Source organism: Lentibacter sp., assembly GCF_965658795.1.
In the GTDB taxonomy this organism is placed as follows: Bacteria; Pseudomonadota; Alphaproteobacteria; order Rhodobacterales; family Rhodobacteraceae; genus Lentibacter.
In genome coordinates, this window is the sequence record NZ_CBFHTG010000017.1 from 50,090 (window position 1) to 64,172 (window position 14,083).

The 14,083-nt window shown below is 57.5% G+C and carries 16 protein-coding genes and 2 tRNA genes; 5 read left to right on the forward strand and 13 right to left on the reverse strand.

The window, feature by feature from the left end; all coding sequences use genetic code 11:
- Window positions 1-145: 145 nt before the first annotated feature.
- The 5 genes from ACTG3X_RS11700 to ACTG3X_RS11720 all read right to left on the reverse strand — a co-directional run bounded on the left by ACTG3X_RS11700 (window position 146) and on the right by ACTG3X_RS11720 (window position 6,089).
- Window positions 146-2,542 carry a hypothetical protein gene (locus ACTG3X_RS11700; RefSeq protein WP_439111457.1) on the reverse strand — a complete coding sequence of 799 codons (2,397 nt, stop codon included), beginning with the start codon at window positions 2,540-2,542 and terminating at the stop codon, window positions 146-148.
- 133 nt (window positions 2,543-2,675) lie between these two features.
- Window positions 2,676-3,956, reverse strand: a complete 1,281-nt coding sequence (locus ACTG3X_RS11705; protein WP_439111458.1) for an O-acetylhomoserine aminocarboxypropyltransferase/cysteine synthase family protein — start codon at window positions 3,954-3,956, stop codon at window positions 2,676-2,678.
- A gap of 142 nt (window positions 3,957-4,098) precedes the next feature.
- Complete coding sequence (locus tag ACTG3X_RS11710) at window positions 4,099-4,776, reverse strand: dimethylsulfonioproprionate lyase family protein (RefSeq protein ID WP_439111459.1); 678 nt, start codon at window positions 4,774-4,776, stop codon at window positions 4,099-4,101.
- Window positions 4,777-4,857: 81 nt separating this feature from the next.
- Window positions 4,858-5,862 (reverse strand): hypothetical protein, encoded by a 1,005-nt coding sequence (locus ACTG3X_RS11715; protein WP_439111460.1) that lies wholly within the window; start codon window positions 5,860-5,862, stop codon window positions 4,858-4,860.
- A gap of 143 nt (window positions 5,863-6,005) precedes the next feature.
- Window positions 6,006-6,089, reverse strand: a tRNA-Tyr gene (locus ACTG3X_RS11720).
- 109 nt (window positions 6,090-6,198) lie between these two features.
- Here ACTG3X_RS11720 and rlmB point away from each other — a divergent pair.
- Together rlmB and ACTG3X_RS11730 are read left to right on the forward strand one after the other, a co-directional pair.
- A complete protein-coding gene (gene rlmB / locus ACTG3X_RS11725) occupies window positions 6,199-6,990 on the forward strand; it encodes a 23S rRNA (guanosine(2251)-2'-O)-methyltransferase RlmB (protein WP_439111461.1) in 792 nt (263 codons plus the stop codon).
- A gap of 181 nt (window positions 6,991-7,171) precedes the next feature.
- A complete protein-coding gene (locus ACTG3X_RS11730; protein ID WP_439111462.1) occupies window positions 7,172-7,645 on the forward strand; it encodes a CoA-binding protein in 474 nt (157 codons plus the stop codon).
- Window positions 7,646-7,652: 7 nt separating this feature from the next.
- Here the strand turns inward: ACTG3X_RS11730 and ACTG3X_RS11735 are convergent, their stop codons facing one another.
- The 3 genes from ACTG3X_RS11735 to hisA are packed head-to-tail and all read right to left on the reverse strand — an operon-like array spanning window position 7,653 to window position 9,444.
- Complete coding sequence (locus ACTG3X_RS11735; protein WP_439111463.1) at window positions 7,653-7,958, reverse strand: phosphoribosyl-ATP diphosphatase; 306 nt, start codon at window positions 7,956-7,958, stop codon at window positions 7,653-7,655.
- Window positions 7,955-8,719 carry an imidazole glycerol phosphate synthase subunit HisF gene (gene hisF / locus ACTG3X_RS11740; RefSeq protein WP_439111464.1) on the reverse strand — a complete coding sequence of 255 codons (765 nt, stop codon included), beginning with the start codon at window positions 8,717-8,719 and terminating at the stop codon, window positions 7,955-7,957. The genes ACTG3X_RS11735 and hisF overlap by 4 nt, the downstream gene beginning before the upstream one ends.
- A gap of 2 nt (window positions 8,720-8,721) precedes the next feature.
- Window positions 8,722-9,444, reverse strand: coding sequence for a 1-(5-phosphoribosyl)-5-[(5-phosphoribosylamino)methylideneamino]imidazole-4-carboxamide isomerase (gene hisA, locus ACTG3X_RS11745; protein ID WP_439111465.1), 723 nt, complete (start codon window positions 9,442-9,444; stop codon window positions 8,722-8,724).
- Window positions 9,445-9,575: 131 nt separating this feature from the next.
- On the opposite strand from hisA, the gene ACTG3X_RS11750 reads away from it, so the two are divergent.
- Complete coding sequence (locus tag ACTG3X_RS11750; RefSeq protein WP_439111466.1) at window positions 9,576-9,962, forward strand: DUF2147 domain-containing protein; 387 nt, start codon at window positions 9,576-9,578, stop codon at window positions 9,960-9,962.
- A gap of 123 nt (window positions 9,963-10,085) precedes the next feature.
- Window positions 10,086-10,475 (forward strand): DUF2147 domain-containing protein, encoded by a 390-nt coding sequence (locus ACTG3X_RS11755; protein ID WP_439111467.1) that lies wholly within the window; start codon window positions 10,086-10,088, stop codon window positions 10,473-10,475.
- Here the strand turns inward: ACTG3X_RS11755 and hisH are convergent, their stop codons facing one another.
- Together hisH and hisB are read right to left on the reverse strand one after the other, a co-directional pair.
- Complete coding sequence (hisH, locus tag ACTG3X_RS11760; RefSeq protein WP_439111468.1) at window positions 10,476-11,114, reverse strand: imidazole glycerol phosphate synthase subunit HisH; 639 nt, start codon at window positions 11,112-11,114, stop codon at window positions 10,476-10,478. It abuts the gene before it with no gap.
- A gap of 3 nt (window positions 11,115-11,117) precedes the next feature.
- Window positions 11,118-11,705: an imidazoleglycerol-phosphate dehydratase HisB gene (gene hisB / locus ACTG3X_RS11765; RefSeq protein WP_439111469.1), complete on the reverse strand. Its 588-nt coding sequence runs from the start codon at window positions 11,703-11,705 to the stop codon at window positions 11,118-11,120.
- Window positions 11,706-11,832: 127 nt separating this feature from the next.
- On the opposite strand from hisB, the gene ACTG3X_RS11770 reads away from it, so the two are divergent.
- A complete protein-coding gene (locus ACTG3X_RS11770; RefSeq protein ID WP_439111470.1) occupies window positions 11,833-12,072 on the forward strand; it encodes an Lrp/AsnC ligand binding domain-containing protein in 240 nt (79 codons plus the stop codon).
- 180 nt (window positions 12,073-12,252) lie between these two features.
- On the opposite strand, the gene ACTG3X_RS11775 is transcribed toward ACTG3X_RS11770, so the two are convergent.
- From ACTG3X_RS11775 to ACTG3X_RS11785, 3 genes are all read right to left on the reverse strand, one after another.
- A tRNA-Gly gene (locus ACTG3X_RS11775) sits at window positions 12,253-12,327 on the reverse strand.
- Window positions 12,328-12,872: 545 nt separating this feature from the next.
- The gene (locus tag ACTG3X_RS11780; protein ID WP_439111471.1) at window positions 12,873-13,799 is read right to left on the reverse strand and encodes a DMT family transporter; all 927 of its coding nucleotides are present in this window, start codon (window positions 13,797-13,799) and stop codon (window positions 12,873-12,875) included.
- Between the two features lie 146 nt (window positions 13,800-13,945).
- Window positions 13,946-14,083: biotin/lipoyl-containing protein (locus ACTG3X_RS11785; protein ID WP_439111472.1), on the reverse strand; the 138-nt coding region annotated here is incomplete at its 5' end.

The following is a 14,083-nucleotide window of genomic DNA, read 5'->3' on the forward strand; positions in this document are numbered from 1 at the left end:
CTGTTAAGGTAACTCTTGTTAAGAAAGGGGTGTAAGGGGCGGTGCACACATGGTGCACGTGCGGTGCACGCATATCACCCCCCATGTTTTGGCCTCTGTGGCATGTCTTACCTGCCAATACCGCTGTCTTCATTCTAATTTAAGATTAGCCGCGCGGCATCTTCAGGGTCACGTCGCGGCCGTTCTTCTGGTAGCGCAATTCTTCCTCGCCAATGGCAGAGACGCGGCCCCCGTCAATACGGTCGCCCACGGCGACTTTCTTGTAGCGCCCGTTGGAGAGCCTGACGAGCGCACGGCGGCTGGAGGGCTTTCCATAAACCCCGATCAGATTGACACGGCGCAGGTTGATTGCGTTGCGCACAGTGGCCTGTTTTGTGACGGACGAGCGCGATGGAATGCTGGGCGCAACCGTGCGTGGTGCAACTGCGGCCACTTGTGTAACCTCTTCTGCTTCCTGCGCTTTTTCGGCCCGCTTGACGATCCGGTCAAAGTTGTTGGGGCGGTCTTTGGGCTTGATCGAGCGCGCCACGGCCTGCTCTGTTGCGTTGGGGTCAAGGTCGCGTGTGTCGGCCTGTGGCAGGCGAATAACAACGCCGCCTGCCGTGGGCGGCACGGCCATTGCAACGGCCTCTTCGATCGCCTCTTCAAGCGCGGCCCCTGCATCAGGCTGAGGCACGGCTGCGGCGATCTGGGTGGCTGAAGGCGGGCGCAGCTTCGGGCGAATCGTGGCCAGCTCTGTGCGCGTCATCCCGCCCAGATTTGCCCGCTCATTGGCCACTTGCAGCCCCTCGGGCCGCAGCTTCGGGCGAAACTGCGCCAGCGGATCAACCACCGGCTCCACCGCCGCCACAGCCACGGTCCGATCAGGTAAATTCTCAGGAAAATAAGGGGGTTTGCCTGCAAAAACCATGTGCCCGTCAGGCGACATAGATCCCTCTGGCGTGGCAATAACGAGGCCTCTGGCATCCAAAGCAAACTGCTGTCCCTGTGCCGAGGGGTTGCTCTGCTGTGCGATTGCGCCATCAACCTGTTCAAGGGCGAGCGGGGGCAGGGCAATCGCGTCTTGCGCACCGATCGCACTGTCTATTGAGGCGATGTAAAGATCGTCTTGCGAGAGTGTCGTTGGTGTCTCTGGTGCGACTGGCGGAAACGCCCAGATACCTGTGACCGCGTATTTTTCCTGTGCTTCTTCCAATGTCAGCGCAGGAACACTCAAAGGCGCGGTGCTTGGCTGGGGGCTGCCGAGAGCTTCGTCAGGTGCAAGAGAGGCGAGTTCAAGCGGGTTTACAGGCAGCATCGCCTCTTCGCCTTCGATCTCGGTTTCGTCATAGTTCGGCAAGGCCGTTGCAACCTGCGTGCGGTCCTTGCCCAGAAAACGCGAGAGCCCGTCACCCACAAAGATCGAGGCCCAAGCCGCAACGCCAAGGAGGAATACAAGCAAAACAGCCGTCAGAATGAGGCCAAGGAAGCGGGGTTTGCCTGCAACGGCGCGCTGCGGTTTCGGCGTTTCTGGTTTGCGCGCTCCAAACACGGTGAGGCGCTGCTTTTCTGTCGTTGTTGGCGGCAGGACACTGGGGGGCGGCGCTGGCAGGGCTGGCGCGTCGCGTGCCTCTGTCGGTTCGGGTGGCTCTGCGTCTGTTTCGTCGTCGTCCGCGCGGCGGCTGACAAAAGACATGGTGCTTTTGTCGGTGGGCGCGTCAGGTGCCGGCCTTGGCATGGGAGGGGCGAGAGGGGGCGTGGCCTCTTCTGGGGCCTCATCCAGACCCGGCAATGAGATGGTTGGGGCCACGGCGCTCGTTGCAGCGCGGCTTGCGCCAGACAGGGCAGGGCTTGCGCCTTCGGTTGCCTCTGCGCGGCGTGTCGAGAAGGCGGGTGGGGCTTCAGGCTCGGCCTCTGGCGCGTCATCTTCCGCGCTTGGAGCTGTCTCTGTGGGCGCGTCAGCCTTCGCTTGTGGCGCGGCTTTTTGGGGCGCGGGCTCTGGGTCTTCTGTGGGGTCTGGCAGGCGGGCGACACCACTGATGACAACAGCCTCGGTGTCGCGCTCCACGGGCCCAAGATGTGCCGCAGTTTCGCAGGGGCCAAAAAAGGGCTCCCCGACAAATTCGCCAGCTTCGGGTTTGGCGGCAAAATAGACGGGCTCAAAGCCGTTGTCGCGTGCGAAAGTCTCGGCTTCCAAGAGTGTTTCGCGCGCCACTGCGGCGACCAAGAGGCTGCCATCAGATTCGGCCCAGTCATAGGCAAGCTCATCCAGCGTATAGGGAGTCGCGCCATCAAGGGCTGTGCGGACGGCAGCTTCCTGTGCTTGCGTTCCGCCGCTGGGGTCGCTGAGGCGTATGTATTTTATCTGTTCCGCAGGCAAGAGCAGCTTGCTTTGCAACGGCTCGTTCGTGAGGTCGGAGGCGGTTTTCTTGAGTGAATCAAGCGCCTTGGGCAGGTCTTCTACATCCAGAGGCACATCTGCGATGCGCTCCCAGCCTGTGGCGGCCCGATGCAAAAGTCCAATGCCTTCAAAAGACAACGTCAGCGCAAAGTTTGGTTTCATACAGACGCCCTAAAGCCCATCACAACAACAATAACATCTTATTATATCAGTAACTTTGTGAATAAAACAGACCAGATGCCGCCACATCTGAGACATGGCGACATCTTGCAGTCTTTTTGGTCTTTCGGTCTGCTTAGGCGCTGGCGTGAGCCAGAGCTTGGTCCAGATCCGCAATCAGGTCTTTCGGGTCTTCGATGCCGATAGAAATGCGCACAACACTTGGACCAGCCCCAGCCGCTTCTTGCTGCTCCGGGGTGAGCTGGCGGTGGGTCGTTGAGGCGGAGTGGATCACAAGGCTGCGCGTATCGCCAAGGTTGGCAACATGGCTGAAGATCTCGAGGCTATCGACAAATTTGATGCAGGCTTCATAGCCGCCTTTGAGCGCAATGGTGAAAAGGCCACCAGCGCCTTTGGGGCAAATCTTCTCAACGCGGTGGTTGTAGGGTGATGATTTGAGGCCTGCGTAGGTTACATAGTCAACCGCGTCGTGGCCTTCGAGCCAACCAGCAATTTTCTCTGCGTTTTCAACATGGCGCTGCATCCGCAGGCTCAGCGTTTCGATGCCCATCAGCGTGTAATGCGCCGCCTGCGGGTTCATTGTCATGCCAAGGTCGCGCAGGCCAATGGCAATACCATGGAAGGTGTAGGCCAGCGCGCCGAATGTCTCGTGAAACTTGAGCCCATGATAGGCAGGCTCGGGAGCAGAGAGCGATGGGAATTTGTCAGACGCTGACCAGTCAAATTTGCCTGAATCCACCACACATCCGCCTGTCACTGTGCCGTTGCCTGTGAGGTATTTGGTTGTGGAGTGGACAACCAGTGTCGCACCGTGCTCGATCGGGTTGCAGAGGTAGGGTGTGGCTGACGTGTTGTCGACGATGAGCGGGACGCCTGCCGCATCGGAAATGGCGGAAATGGCGTCCAAGTCGGTGATATAGCCACCAGGGTTGGCGATGCTCTCACAGAAGACTGCGCGCGTGTCCTCATCAATGGCGGCTTTGACCGCGTCCAGATCGTCAAAATCAACAAACGTGGCGTTCCAACCAAAGCGTTTGATGGTCTGGCTGAACTGGGTGATTGTCCCGCCATAGAGACGTGAGGAGGCGACGACATTGCGCCCCGGGGCCATTAGCGGGAAAAGCGCCATGATCTGGGCGGCATGGCCTGAAGAACAGCACACAGCACCCTGGCCCCCCTCAAGCGTTGCAATGCGCTCGGCCAGCACTGCGACAGTGGGGTTTGTCAGGCGCGAATAGATGTAACCCACTTCTTGCAGGTTGAAGAGGGCTGCCGCATGGTCGGCATCGCGGAAGACATAGGCGGTCGTCTGATAAATCGGCGTTTGGCGCGCGCCAGTGGCTGGATCGGGTGCTGCGCCTGCGTGAATTTGAAGTGTGTCGAATCCGTGTGCCATCTTGGCCTCCCATATATCAGTTTGCGCGGAGGTTAGGCGCAAGGAGACAAGGCCACAACTCCAAGATTTGCATTAAAAACATGCGTTCCACTCACGCTTTCAAAGCGCGAACGCCCGTTCTGAAAGACCGCGTTGTTCGCTGTCACTTTTCGCCCGCTGCCTCGCGCGGCTTGCGGGTAAAGACCATTTTCTGGTGTGACAGCTTTTCTGTACTGCCTTGCCATGCGTAAAACAGCAGGGCCGGGTTGTTGTCTCCGACAGTAATGCGGTGCAGGTGCTCTGGCGGGTTAAAGATCAGGGAACCGGGCGCATAGACGCCTTGGTCGTTCTCGCTCACCGCGCCGGACAGGCAGACGTAGCTTTCCGTAATTCCGTCATGGGCGTGGGCGGGGTAGGTGCAGCTTGGCGCAAAAAGCACAAGCCCGAGGATAATCTGATCCGTGAGCACCGGGCCTGTCGGGCCAACGAGCTCCGCGTAGGAGTATTTCTTTTCAAGGCCGCGCGGTACTTTCTCGTAGCCGTATTGCCACGTGAGCTTGTCCTGAATCGCCTCAATTGAGCGGATAAATGGCGCGTGGCGCTCCAAGCGGCCGTTGTTCAACGCACGTGCGAGGTGGCCAACAACGGGTTTGGTGGCGGGCTCGGGAAAGTGCATTTCTGGGTTGGATTTGATGACACGGCTGATGCTTTCGCGCACAGCGCGTTGGTGTGAGCGGATCTTGGTGCTGCCGCCGGCTGACTGGCGCCGGTAAAGGTCATAGCTGTCGCGAAGCAGATAGGCCCAATCAGGGTTATCGGTCAGGCGGATCTTATCTGTCATGGTGCACCAACGGTTGTCTCTCAATTGTCAGACAATTGCAGATTTCCTGACGATTGCAACGCTCGCTTTTTGCCGCAGTGCTTAGCGCATCCAGAAGCCTTCACGCTTGATACGGTTGCGAATGGCCTGCTCTTTGCGCGGCAGGTCGTCTTGGTCAAAAAGGTCGCGGACTTTCTGCCCCCTGCCTTGGTAGACCATGCGCTTGATCGGGTTGTGGTTTTTGAGCGCTTTTTTGATCTTATTGGGCCCACAAACGGCTTCAAGGGCCTCGACCACGTGGTCTGCTTCACGTGCATAGAGCATGGGGAACAGGCGGTAGTGGCAGGATGTGGCCCCGTCAAGGGCACCTTCAGGAAGCGTGTTACGTCCGCCCCCCAAAGCATGTACCACAAGGGGCAGGGCGACCTGATCAAGCCAGGGGTCCATGGTTTGGCAAACGAGCTCTTTGGGGGCATCATCGCGAATACGAATGGCATATTCTAGAAACTTTTCCCCAAAGGCATGGGGGCATTTGTAAAAGAAGTAGCCCGCGTTGAAATACAGGTAGCGCTTCCAGTATTCGTCGGGTTGGGACAGATCGAGCGAGCTTTCAAAATCAAGTCCGAATTTGTCATAGAGTGATTTCCAGATATCTGAATACCCCGGCCCGTAAAGCTCAAGTGTTGGCCATGTTCCCTCGCGTTTGAGCGAAGCGGAGGGTTTGTCAAAGTCAAACGGCACATCACCAAGATCACCGGTGATCAGCGTGTCAGTGTCAAAAAATACAAATGGCTCACCCTTGGGCAGGGCCTTCAAGGCTTCGATCTTGTTGCCATAAGGATAGCTATGGCCGAAGACCCTATTTTCAAATGGTATAACTTCAACCTCGAGCTCGTTGAGGGCCTCCAGGACAAGCGCGTCATCCATCCGAGGGTCGCGAGGCCAAAGGGGGCCAGGCTGTGGCTCGGCCACAATCAGGCGGCCCTTGAAGTTTGGGTTGAAGTGGCGGAACGAGGCTGCAAACAGCAAGGCCTCATACTGTAGTCGCCCGGACTGTCCGACGACAAAGACATTGAAACTAGTGGATTTCTTCGGTTTTTTGGCCATAGGCTCCGCTCGGTACTCGTTACTTGTTTCCACTATAGATACAATTCTGGATCGCATCCAAGGTCAAACCAATAGCTTGGAAACAATAATCCAGCGTTAGCGGCTGATGAGCCGCCGCAGCGTTCTTTCCATGTGTGGAGTAGTGGTGGGCGACCCTGGAATCGAACCAGGCGTGCGTCTCCGCGAGGGAGTTACAGTCCCCTGCCACACCTTGCGGCCTGTCGCCCACTGAGGCCGGTGATTACTTGCCATACAGAGGGTCGTCAACAGCAAATTGGCATGATAAGCGGCGCAAGAGAGAGATTTATTGTCTCGGCGTCAAAACAAGGTCTTATGATGAAAAAGCCAAAGTGGGTTGTGGAAAAAGAACGTGGCAAAAAAGCCGAGGCTGCGGAGACAGTCTGGCTGTTCGGGCTGCACGCTGTGCGCGACGCATTGGCGAATCCCAAGCGCGAGAAACTGCGGTTGATTGTGACGTTGAACGCCCAGACAAAACTGGCCGATGTGATTGCACAAAGCGGCATGGAGCCCGAGCTTTCAGACCCACGCAAATTTGCAGCGCCACTGGATCCTAATTCAGTACACCAAGGGGCCGCACTTGAAGTGAAGCCGCTTGATTGGGGGTCTGTCGCAGATGCTTGTGTGAGCGGTGGTGATGAGCGTCCTGCGCGTGTTTTGCTGCTCGACCGTGTCTCTGACCCGCACAACGTGGGCGCGATCCTGCGCTCGGCAGAAGTGTTTGGCGCGCGCGCTGTGATTGGCACAAAGCGCCACGCCGCGCCCGAGACAGGGGCTTTGGCCAAAACAGCCAGCGGCGCGTTGGAGCGCCAGCCTTATTTGCGCGTGACCAACCTTGCGCGCGTCATGGAAGAGCTGAAAGGCTATGGCTATTTCGTCATTGGCCTTGATGGCGAGGCAGATAGTACTCTGGAAGCCGAGCTTGAAAACTATGATGACCGCCCCGTGGCGCTTGTTTTGGGGGCTGAAGGGCCAGGTTTGCGCGACAAAACCAAAGAGCAATGCGACGTCTTGAGCCGTATCGACTTTATGGGCGACTTCGGTTCGCTCAATGTGTCCAACGCGGCGGCGGTTTCGCTCTATGCGGCCACTCGGCGAAAACCTGCTTGATCTGACGTTTTGATCACAGCTTCTTTATCGGCTCTTTTTAAGTTGGAATTCGTTCCTACATCTGAGGGTGAAGCAGGCTGGAACACCTGCTTTCGTAATACTGTCCCTCGTTCCGTAACTGCGCTCAAGTTTGACTTGGGCGCTTTTTTTTGACTTTAGTTCAGCCAGTAGGGGGATTTGCATGACAGAGATATATAGCGACCGTTTTTTGAAAGACATCCTCAAGCGCGCCAAACGCGTGGCAATTGTGGGGCTGTCGGGCAAAGAGACGCGGCCCAGCTTTTTTGTGGGCCGTTACATGAAGCTGCGCGGTTATGAGATTATCCCTGTGAACCCTGCTTATGTTGGGCAGGATTTTATGGGCGCGCCTTATGTCTCCAGCCTCGCAGATGTGCCTGAAGACACTGATTTTCTCGATATTTTCCGCCGCTCCGAAGAGGTGCTGCCCCTTGTGGAGGAGGCATTGGCGCGCTTGCCCAAGCTTCAAACCATCTGGATGCAAATCGGTGTGATCCATGAAGATGCCGCAGCGCTGGCACGGGCGCGTGGTGTGGATGTGGTGATGAACCGTTGCCCCAAGATCGAATACCAGCGCCTCTTTGGCGAGCTGCGCCGTGGCGGGTTTAATACGGGTGTCATCAGCTCAAAGCTGTGACAGCCGCCTAGCGCGCGGCTTTTTCGGCTATGCCTGATTGGCCCTGACGGCGCGCAAGCTCTTGGAGCACATCAGAGATATGTACGTCGTTTGCATGCAGCACGACCAGCAGGTGAAAGAGCAGGTCGGCAGCCTCTGATGTAAGGCCGGCCTTGTTGCCTTTGACTGCCTCGATAACTGTTTCGATGGCTTCTTCGCCCAGCTTTTCGGCAACCTTGTCGTTGCCTTGCGCGAGCAATTTGGCTGTCCAGCTCTCATCGGGGGAGGCTTTGGCGCGGGTGGCGATGATGTCTTGCAGCTCTTGGAGCGTCATGTTTCGATCCTCATGGGGATGCCTGCGGCCTGCATATAGGCCTTTGCCTCGGCGATGGAGTATGTGCCGAAGTGAAAGATCGAGGCGGCCAGAACCGCGCTTGCGTGGCCTTCGGTGACGCCTTCGACGAGGTGCTGCAAGCTGCCCACACCGCCTGAGGCGATGACAGGGATGCTGACCGCATCGGCAATGGCGCGGGTCAGCTGCAGATTGTAGCCGGCTTTTGTGCCATCACGGTCCATCGAGGTGAGGAGAATTTCGCCCGCGCCGTTTTTGGCCACCAGTTTGGCAAATTCCACGGCATCAATGCCGGTGGGTTTGCGGCCTCCGTGGGTGAAGATCTCCCATTTTCCGGGGGAGACAGTTTTGGCATCAATCGCCACGACGATGCATTGCGAGCCAAAGTGGGTTGAGGCCTCGCCGACAACGTCGGGGTTTGCCACGGCGGCCGAATTGAAGCTGACCTTATCGGCCCCCGCAAGCAGCAGGTCGCGCACGTCTTGCACGGTGCGCACGCCGCCGCCCACAGTGAGCGGGATGTAGCATTGCTCGGCGGTGCGCGTGACCATGTCAAACATGGTGCCACGGTTCTCATGGGTGGCATGGATGTCGAGGAAGCAGAGCTCGTCTGCCCCTGCCGCGTCATAGGCTTTGGCCGCATCGACGGGGTCGCCCGCATCGACAAGGTCAACAAAGTTTACACCTTTGACAACGCGGCCATCGGCGACATCAAGGCAGGGGATGATGCGTGTTTTCAACATGATCAGGCCTTCATCACCTTGAGCGCTTCAGCGAGATCAATCGCCCCGTCATAGAGCGCGCGGCCTGAGATGGCCCCGTTGAGGGGCGCACCACAGCTCTTGAGCGCTTGCAAGTCGGCCAGTGAGCTGACGCCACCCGAGGCGATGACGGGAATGGAGACCGCATTGCCGAGCGCAGCGGTGGCCTCGACGTTGGGGCCTTTCATGGCCCCGTCGCGCAGGATGTCTGTGTAGATAATGGCAGACACGCCCGCGTCTTCAAAGGATTTGGCCAGCTCTGTTGCATCGACATCTGTCTCTTCTGCCCAGCCTTTGGTGGCAACTTTGCCGTGGCGCGCATCAATCCCCACCGCCACTTTACCGGGGAATTCGCGCGCTGCGTCGCGCACAAGCTGCGGGTTTTCAACCGCGACAGTGCCAAGGATCACACGGGCGAGGCCTTGGCTGATCCAGCGCTCGATTGTGGCCATATCGCGGATGCCGCCGCCAAGCTGGGCAGGGACGTTGCATTGTTTGAGGATCTCTTCCACCGGGGCCGCGTTGACGGGTGTGCCAGCAAAGGCGCCATTGAGGTCGACCAGATGGAGCCACTCGCAGCCAGCTTCGACAAACTCAAGCGCTTGGGCGGCGGGGTTCTCGTTGAAGACTGTTTCCTGATCCATTTCACCATGAACAAGGCGCACGGCGCGGCCGTCTTTGAGGTCAATCGCGGGGTAAAGGATCATCATCTGGGTCCTGCATGTTTGGCGTTACGGGCTTTATGCACGGGTGCGCGCAAAATGCAATGTGACCTCAAGTCAGGCTTGCTTGGAATCGGCCTTGGCGCTCATGATTGTGTGATTAGGGAGGACGATACATGAAGAAGACACTTATCTTGGCTGCGGCTGGGCTTATGACAGCGGGGGCTGCGCTGGCAGAGCCTGCTTTGGGCCTGTGGAAAACCGAAGTGGATGATGGCGCATATGCGCATGTCCAGATCAGCCCTTGCGGCGCAAATGTTTGCGGAACCATCGCGCAAACCTTTAACTCAGACGGCGAATATACCTCGCCAAATAAGGGCAAACAGATTGTCCGCGCGATGGCTCCATCGGGAAATGGCGCCTATGAAGGCAAGGTCTGGCGGCCCTCCAACGACAAAATCTACATCGGCAAAATGCAAGTGAACGGCAGCAGCCTGAAGCTCAAGGGATGTGTGGCGGGTGGGTTGCTTTGCTCAAGCCAGACGTGGACCAAAATCAACTGAGCCAAAAAGCGCTGAGGCGCTTGGAGCTTTAAAATAAGATAGATCCGAGTGGCGCGGCAGCCTGTATAGTCAGCATAGAGGGCTCAAAGCATGGTGCTTTGGGCCTGATGCTGGAGACACGATATGTTCAGGTTGGGCGTGGCTGGTTTGGTGTTTGCTTTCTCTCTTGCGGGGGCGGCGCATGCCGAGCGCGCAGAGGGCCTGTGGAAAACAGAAGCCGACGACAAGGGGCAGGTGGGCCATGTGGCGGTTGCACCCTGTGGCGCTTCGCTTTGCGGCACAATCATCAAGGCCTATGATGCGCAGGCGCGTGAGGTGAAAACCGCGAATGTCGGGCGCGTGATCCTGTTTGATATGGTGCGCACATCTGCGGGCCAATATGGTGGGCGGGTGCTGATCCCGAAGTTTAACCGCTCGCTCAACGGCACCATGCAAGTATCTGGAAACCGTATGAAAATTAGCGGATGCCTTGTGGGTATCTGTGACAGCCAGACATGGGTGCGCCTGAAGTGATCAGGGCGTCCAGCTGAGGAAATTGGCGATCATGCGCAAGCCGTTTTCCTGACTTTTCTCAGGGTGGAACTGCACGCCAACAAGATTGTCACGCCCCACAACTGCCGTGATCGGGCCGCCGTGGTCTGTGCTGGCGAGGCGCTGGGCTGTGTCATCCACCACAAAATGATAGGAGTGCACGAAGTAGCAGTGTTTGCCTTGCGCGATGCCGTCAAAGAGCGGGTGGGCCTGCTCTATGTTGAGCGCGTTCCAGCCCATGTGCGGCACGCGGTAATCCGGGCTTGAGGGCGTTATTTTGCGCACTTCGCCTGCGATCCAGTCAAAGCCTGCGGTCTCTTCATATTCCAGCCCGCGGGTGGCGAGCATTTGCATCCCGATACAGATCCCCATGAAGGGCCGCGCACGTGTGATGACAACCTCTTCCACCGCCTCAAAGATGCCCTTGTGGTCAAAAAGCGAGGTGCGGCAGGCGGGAAATGCACCATCTCCCGGCAGCACGACGCGGTCGGCTTTGAGCACGGTTTCAGGGTCGGATGTGACGATAACATCGCCTGCATCGGTCTCTCGGGCCATGCGCTCGAAGGCCTTGTGGGCCGAGTGCAAGTTGCCGCTGTCGTAATCAACGATTGCTGTCAGCATGTCTTAAAGCGTGCCCTTGGTTGAGGGGATTGCACCTGCGGCGCGCGGGTCGGCCTCAAGGGCCACGCGGAGCGCGCGCGCAACGGCTTTGAAGGCCGCTTCAGCGATGTGGTGGCTGTTGAAGCCGTGCAGCGCATCGACGTGTAGGGTGAGGCCTGCATGGGTGCTAAGCGCTTGAAAAAACTCACGAACCAGCTCGGTGTCGAAGGTGCCGATCTTGGCTGTGGGCATGTCCACGTTCCACACAAGGAAGGGGCGGCCAGATATGTCGAGCGCGGCACGCACGAGGGCGTCATCCATGGGCAGCAGGCAGGATCCGTAGCGGTTGATGCCTGCTTTGTCGCCCACGGCTTGCGCCAAGGCCTGGCCAAGCGCGATGCCCACATCTTCCACAGAGTGGTGGTCATCAATGTGCAGATCGCCCTCGCAGGTGACGACCATGTCCATCATGGCGTGGCGTGCGAGCTGGTCGAGCATATGGTCAAAGAAGCCAACGCCTGTTTTGTTGTCATAGGTTCCCGTGCCGTCGAGCGTGAGCGCAACGGAGATTTTGGTTTCGTTTGTGGTGCGGGTGACTGTGGCTTTGCGCATGGGCTTTTCCTTTGTTCTCGCGTGCTTATAGGCCTCTGTGGCCGTCAGGAAAAGCCCTGAGCGACAAGAGCCGTTGCGCCTGTTGCACACGCGTGGCAATGTCACGGCGCAAACGGAGGAGGATGCCATGTCGGATTGTGTGTTTGTTCAGCTTAGATGCAAGCCAGGGACGACCTATAAGGTCGCAGAAGAGCTTGTGCTCAAGGAGCTGCACTCCGAGCTTTACTCGACAAGCGGCGAGTGGGACCTTCTTTTGAAGGTCTATGTCCCCAAAGGGGAGGACATCGGGAAGTTTATCAACGATCAGCTCCTCGATGTTGCGGGGATCGAGCGGTCTTTGACCACGCTGACCTTCAAAGTTTTCTAATTTTTCAAAATTATTTTTCACCTCCTGTGGAGTCTCGACAGGTCACTTGGCCTGCGAGGCTAAACCTGTGCGCTTAACAAAGCATGAGAGCTGGGGGCGATATCTGTTTTGCATGGCCCTGAAACGACGAAGGGCCACCCGAAGGTGACCCTATGTGTCTTTCTCCGCGAGGGAGAAAATTGGAGCGGGCGAGGCGATTCGAACGCCCGACCCTAACCTTGGCAAGGTTATGCTCTACCCCTGAGCTACGCCCGCTTCCTTGGGTAGGGGTGATCTAATAAATGCAGCGCTGAGCCGCAAGAGGAAAAGTGCATTGGGGTGTGTTTTTTTTGATCACAGGCCGCGGGCTCTGGCTGTGATCGGGTGAGAGCTGCAAATAACCTCAATAAATCCGTGATTTAGGCCTGTGAGCTGCCCTGAAAAAAGTTTTCAGAACCGCGCTGCAAGCCCGCTTGATCTGTGAGGCTGGGGCGGCGTTAACACATGGAAGATGCGTTGATTCTGGGGGGGTGAAAAGCGTGCACCGGGCGTGCACCATGCGTGCACCGCCCAAACGTCTTTTGGCGGTGCTGGAAAACGGCTCCAAACGTAAAGGTGCCGTGCGCAGGGGGGGCTTTTTGTTAAGGTTTACGGCGAGGGCCGCGCTTTGGCGGCAGGGGGCGAACCGGTATTTTTGCTCAAAAGAAGCGGAGGGGAGCTGTGGACCGCATCAGGGATTGGAGCTTGGCGCCAAAACCCACCTAAGGCGCAAAAGCAGATGTTGATCTCTGGTGCAGCGAAGAGCTGGTCTGAGCCCGAAGTTACCTTTCTGGCTCCTTACTGATTACAGTCGTGACAGTACTCGTCGAACGGCTTTGCGTCATGGCTATCGCCCCCAATACCAAAGCGCAGGCAATCGCCTGTGCAGCTGTGATCACTTCACCAAACGCAAGCACGCCAACGGCAAACATCGTCGGCAGTTCAATGCTTCCGATAACAGCCGTGCGCGTGGCACCGATAATAGGTGAACAAACAGTGTAAATCAGTTGCGGAATAAGCGCGGTGATCAGGCCGATACCAACAATCAGAAACCAGTCACTCCCGCCCTTTGGCAGGATTTCATTGATCTCAGACGCGAGAATGAGAGGCGCAAGGCCAATGACTGACCCAAGTGAGACCGACGCTATTCTGGCTAAAGGGGCAATGCGAGACAGGCGATGAACTAGAACGCATATCCCAAAACCAAAACCGAAAGGTGCCGCCAATGACACGAGCAGCGTTAGAATCTGGTCTGCAGGCACAGATGCTGGAGATCCTGCAATGATCGCCGCAGTAACAATCAACCCAGCTGCAACGATGCTGCGCCGTGTCGGTCGGTCGCCAAAAAGCGTCCATGAGATCACAATCGTGAACACCGGATACGTCATATATAAAACACCAACGGTTGATGCAGGAACTGTCTCAAGAGCCGTGACATAACCGACCCAGCCAAGCCCCATTACGCCTCCTGCCACCATTCCCCAGACGATTTCCCGCCAATTTGAGCGATACTTCAGGAGTGCCGGTAGCAGGACAACCGCTGCCAATATATATCGATAAAATGCGACCGCGTAGGGAGCGAGGCCCTGATCGGTCAACCCGCGGCTAAAATACGGGACAAAGCCAAAGCAGATGGATGCAAAAAGCACACCAGCTGCCGCAAGGGCATAAGGGGTAGCTGTGCCTTTAACTGAGTTTGGTTTGTCCATGTCTGATGGCTAGCACACGCTGATATAATTGGCACCACCAGAACAAAGGAACAGCAGCTTTGTCCCGCACGGCCGCCTGTTGGGCGTGGTGCGAAGAGCGTCTGCTTTGGGCAAACTTGCGAATTGCCCCAAAGCAGAGCGCTGGATCACTCCAGCTCGATCATCAGGTCTTTGGCGTCGATCTGGCCACCCGGTTGCACATGCACGGCCTTGACCGTGGCGGCGCGCTCGGCGTGGATGCCTGTTTCCATTTTCATGGCTTCAATGGTGAGCAGCATGTCGCC

Bases quoted from the DNA above. Each gene is read 5' to 3' on its own strand.
- ACTG3X_RS11700 (WP_439111457.1), bottom strand. From the start codon at position 2,542: ATGAAACCAAACTTTGCGCTGACGTTGTCTTTTGAAGGCATTGGACTT.
- ACTG3X_RS11705 (WP_439111458.1), bottom strand. From the start codon at position 3,956: ATGGCACACGGATTCGACACACTTCAAATTCACGCAGGCGCAGCACCC.
- ACTG3X_RS11710 (WP_439111459.1), bottom strand. From the start codon at position 4,776: ATGACAGATAAGATCCGCCTGACCGATAACCCTGATTGGGCCTATCTG.
- ACTG3X_RS11715 (WP_439111460.1), bottom strand. From the start codon at position 5,862: ATGGCCAAAAAACCGAAGAAATCCACTAGTTTCAATGTCTTTGTCGTC.
- rlmB (WP_439111461.1), top strand. From the start codon at position 6,199: ATGAAAAAGCCAAAGTGGGTTGTGGAAAAAGAACGTGGCAAAAAAGCC.
- ACTG3X_RS11730 (WP_439111462.1), top strand. From the start codon at position 7,172: ATGACAGAGATATATAGCGACCGTTTTTTGAAAGACATCCTCAAGCGC.
- ACTG3X_RS11735 (WP_439111463.1), bottom strand. From the start codon at position 7,958: ATGACGCTCCAAGAGCTGCAAGACATCATCGCCACCCGCGCCAAAGCC.
- hisF (WP_439111464.1), bottom strand. From the start codon at position 8,719: ATGTTGAAAACACGCATCATCCCCTGCCTTGATGTCGCCGATGGCCGC.
- hisA (WP_439111465.1), bottom strand. From the start codon at position 9,444: ATGATCCTTTACCCCGCGATTGACCTCAAAGACGGCCGCGCCGTGCGC.
- ACTG3X_RS11750 (WP_439111466.1), top strand. From the start codon at position 9,576: ATGAAGAAGACACTTATCTTGGCTGCGGCTGGGCTTATGACAGCGGGG.
- ACTG3X_RS11755 (WP_439111467.1), top strand. From the start codon at position 10,086: ATGTTCAGGTTGGGCGTGGCTGGTTTGGTGTTTGCTTTCTCTCTTGCG.
- hisH (WP_439111468.1), bottom strand. From the start codon at position 11,114: ATGCTGACAGCAATCGTTGATTACGACAGCGGCAACTTGCACTCGGCC.
- hisB (WP_439111469.1), bottom strand. From the start codon at position 11,705: ATGCGCAAAGCCACAGTCACCCGCACCACAAACGAAACCAAAATCTCC.
- ACTG3X_RS11770 (WP_439111470.1), top strand. From the start codon at position 11,833: ATGTCGGATTGTGTGTTTGTTCAGCTTAGATGCAAGCCAGGGACGACC.
- ACTG3X_RS11780 (WP_439111471.1), bottom strand. From the start codon at position 13,799: ATGGACAAACCAAACTCAGTTAAAGGCACAGCTACCCCTTATGCCCTT.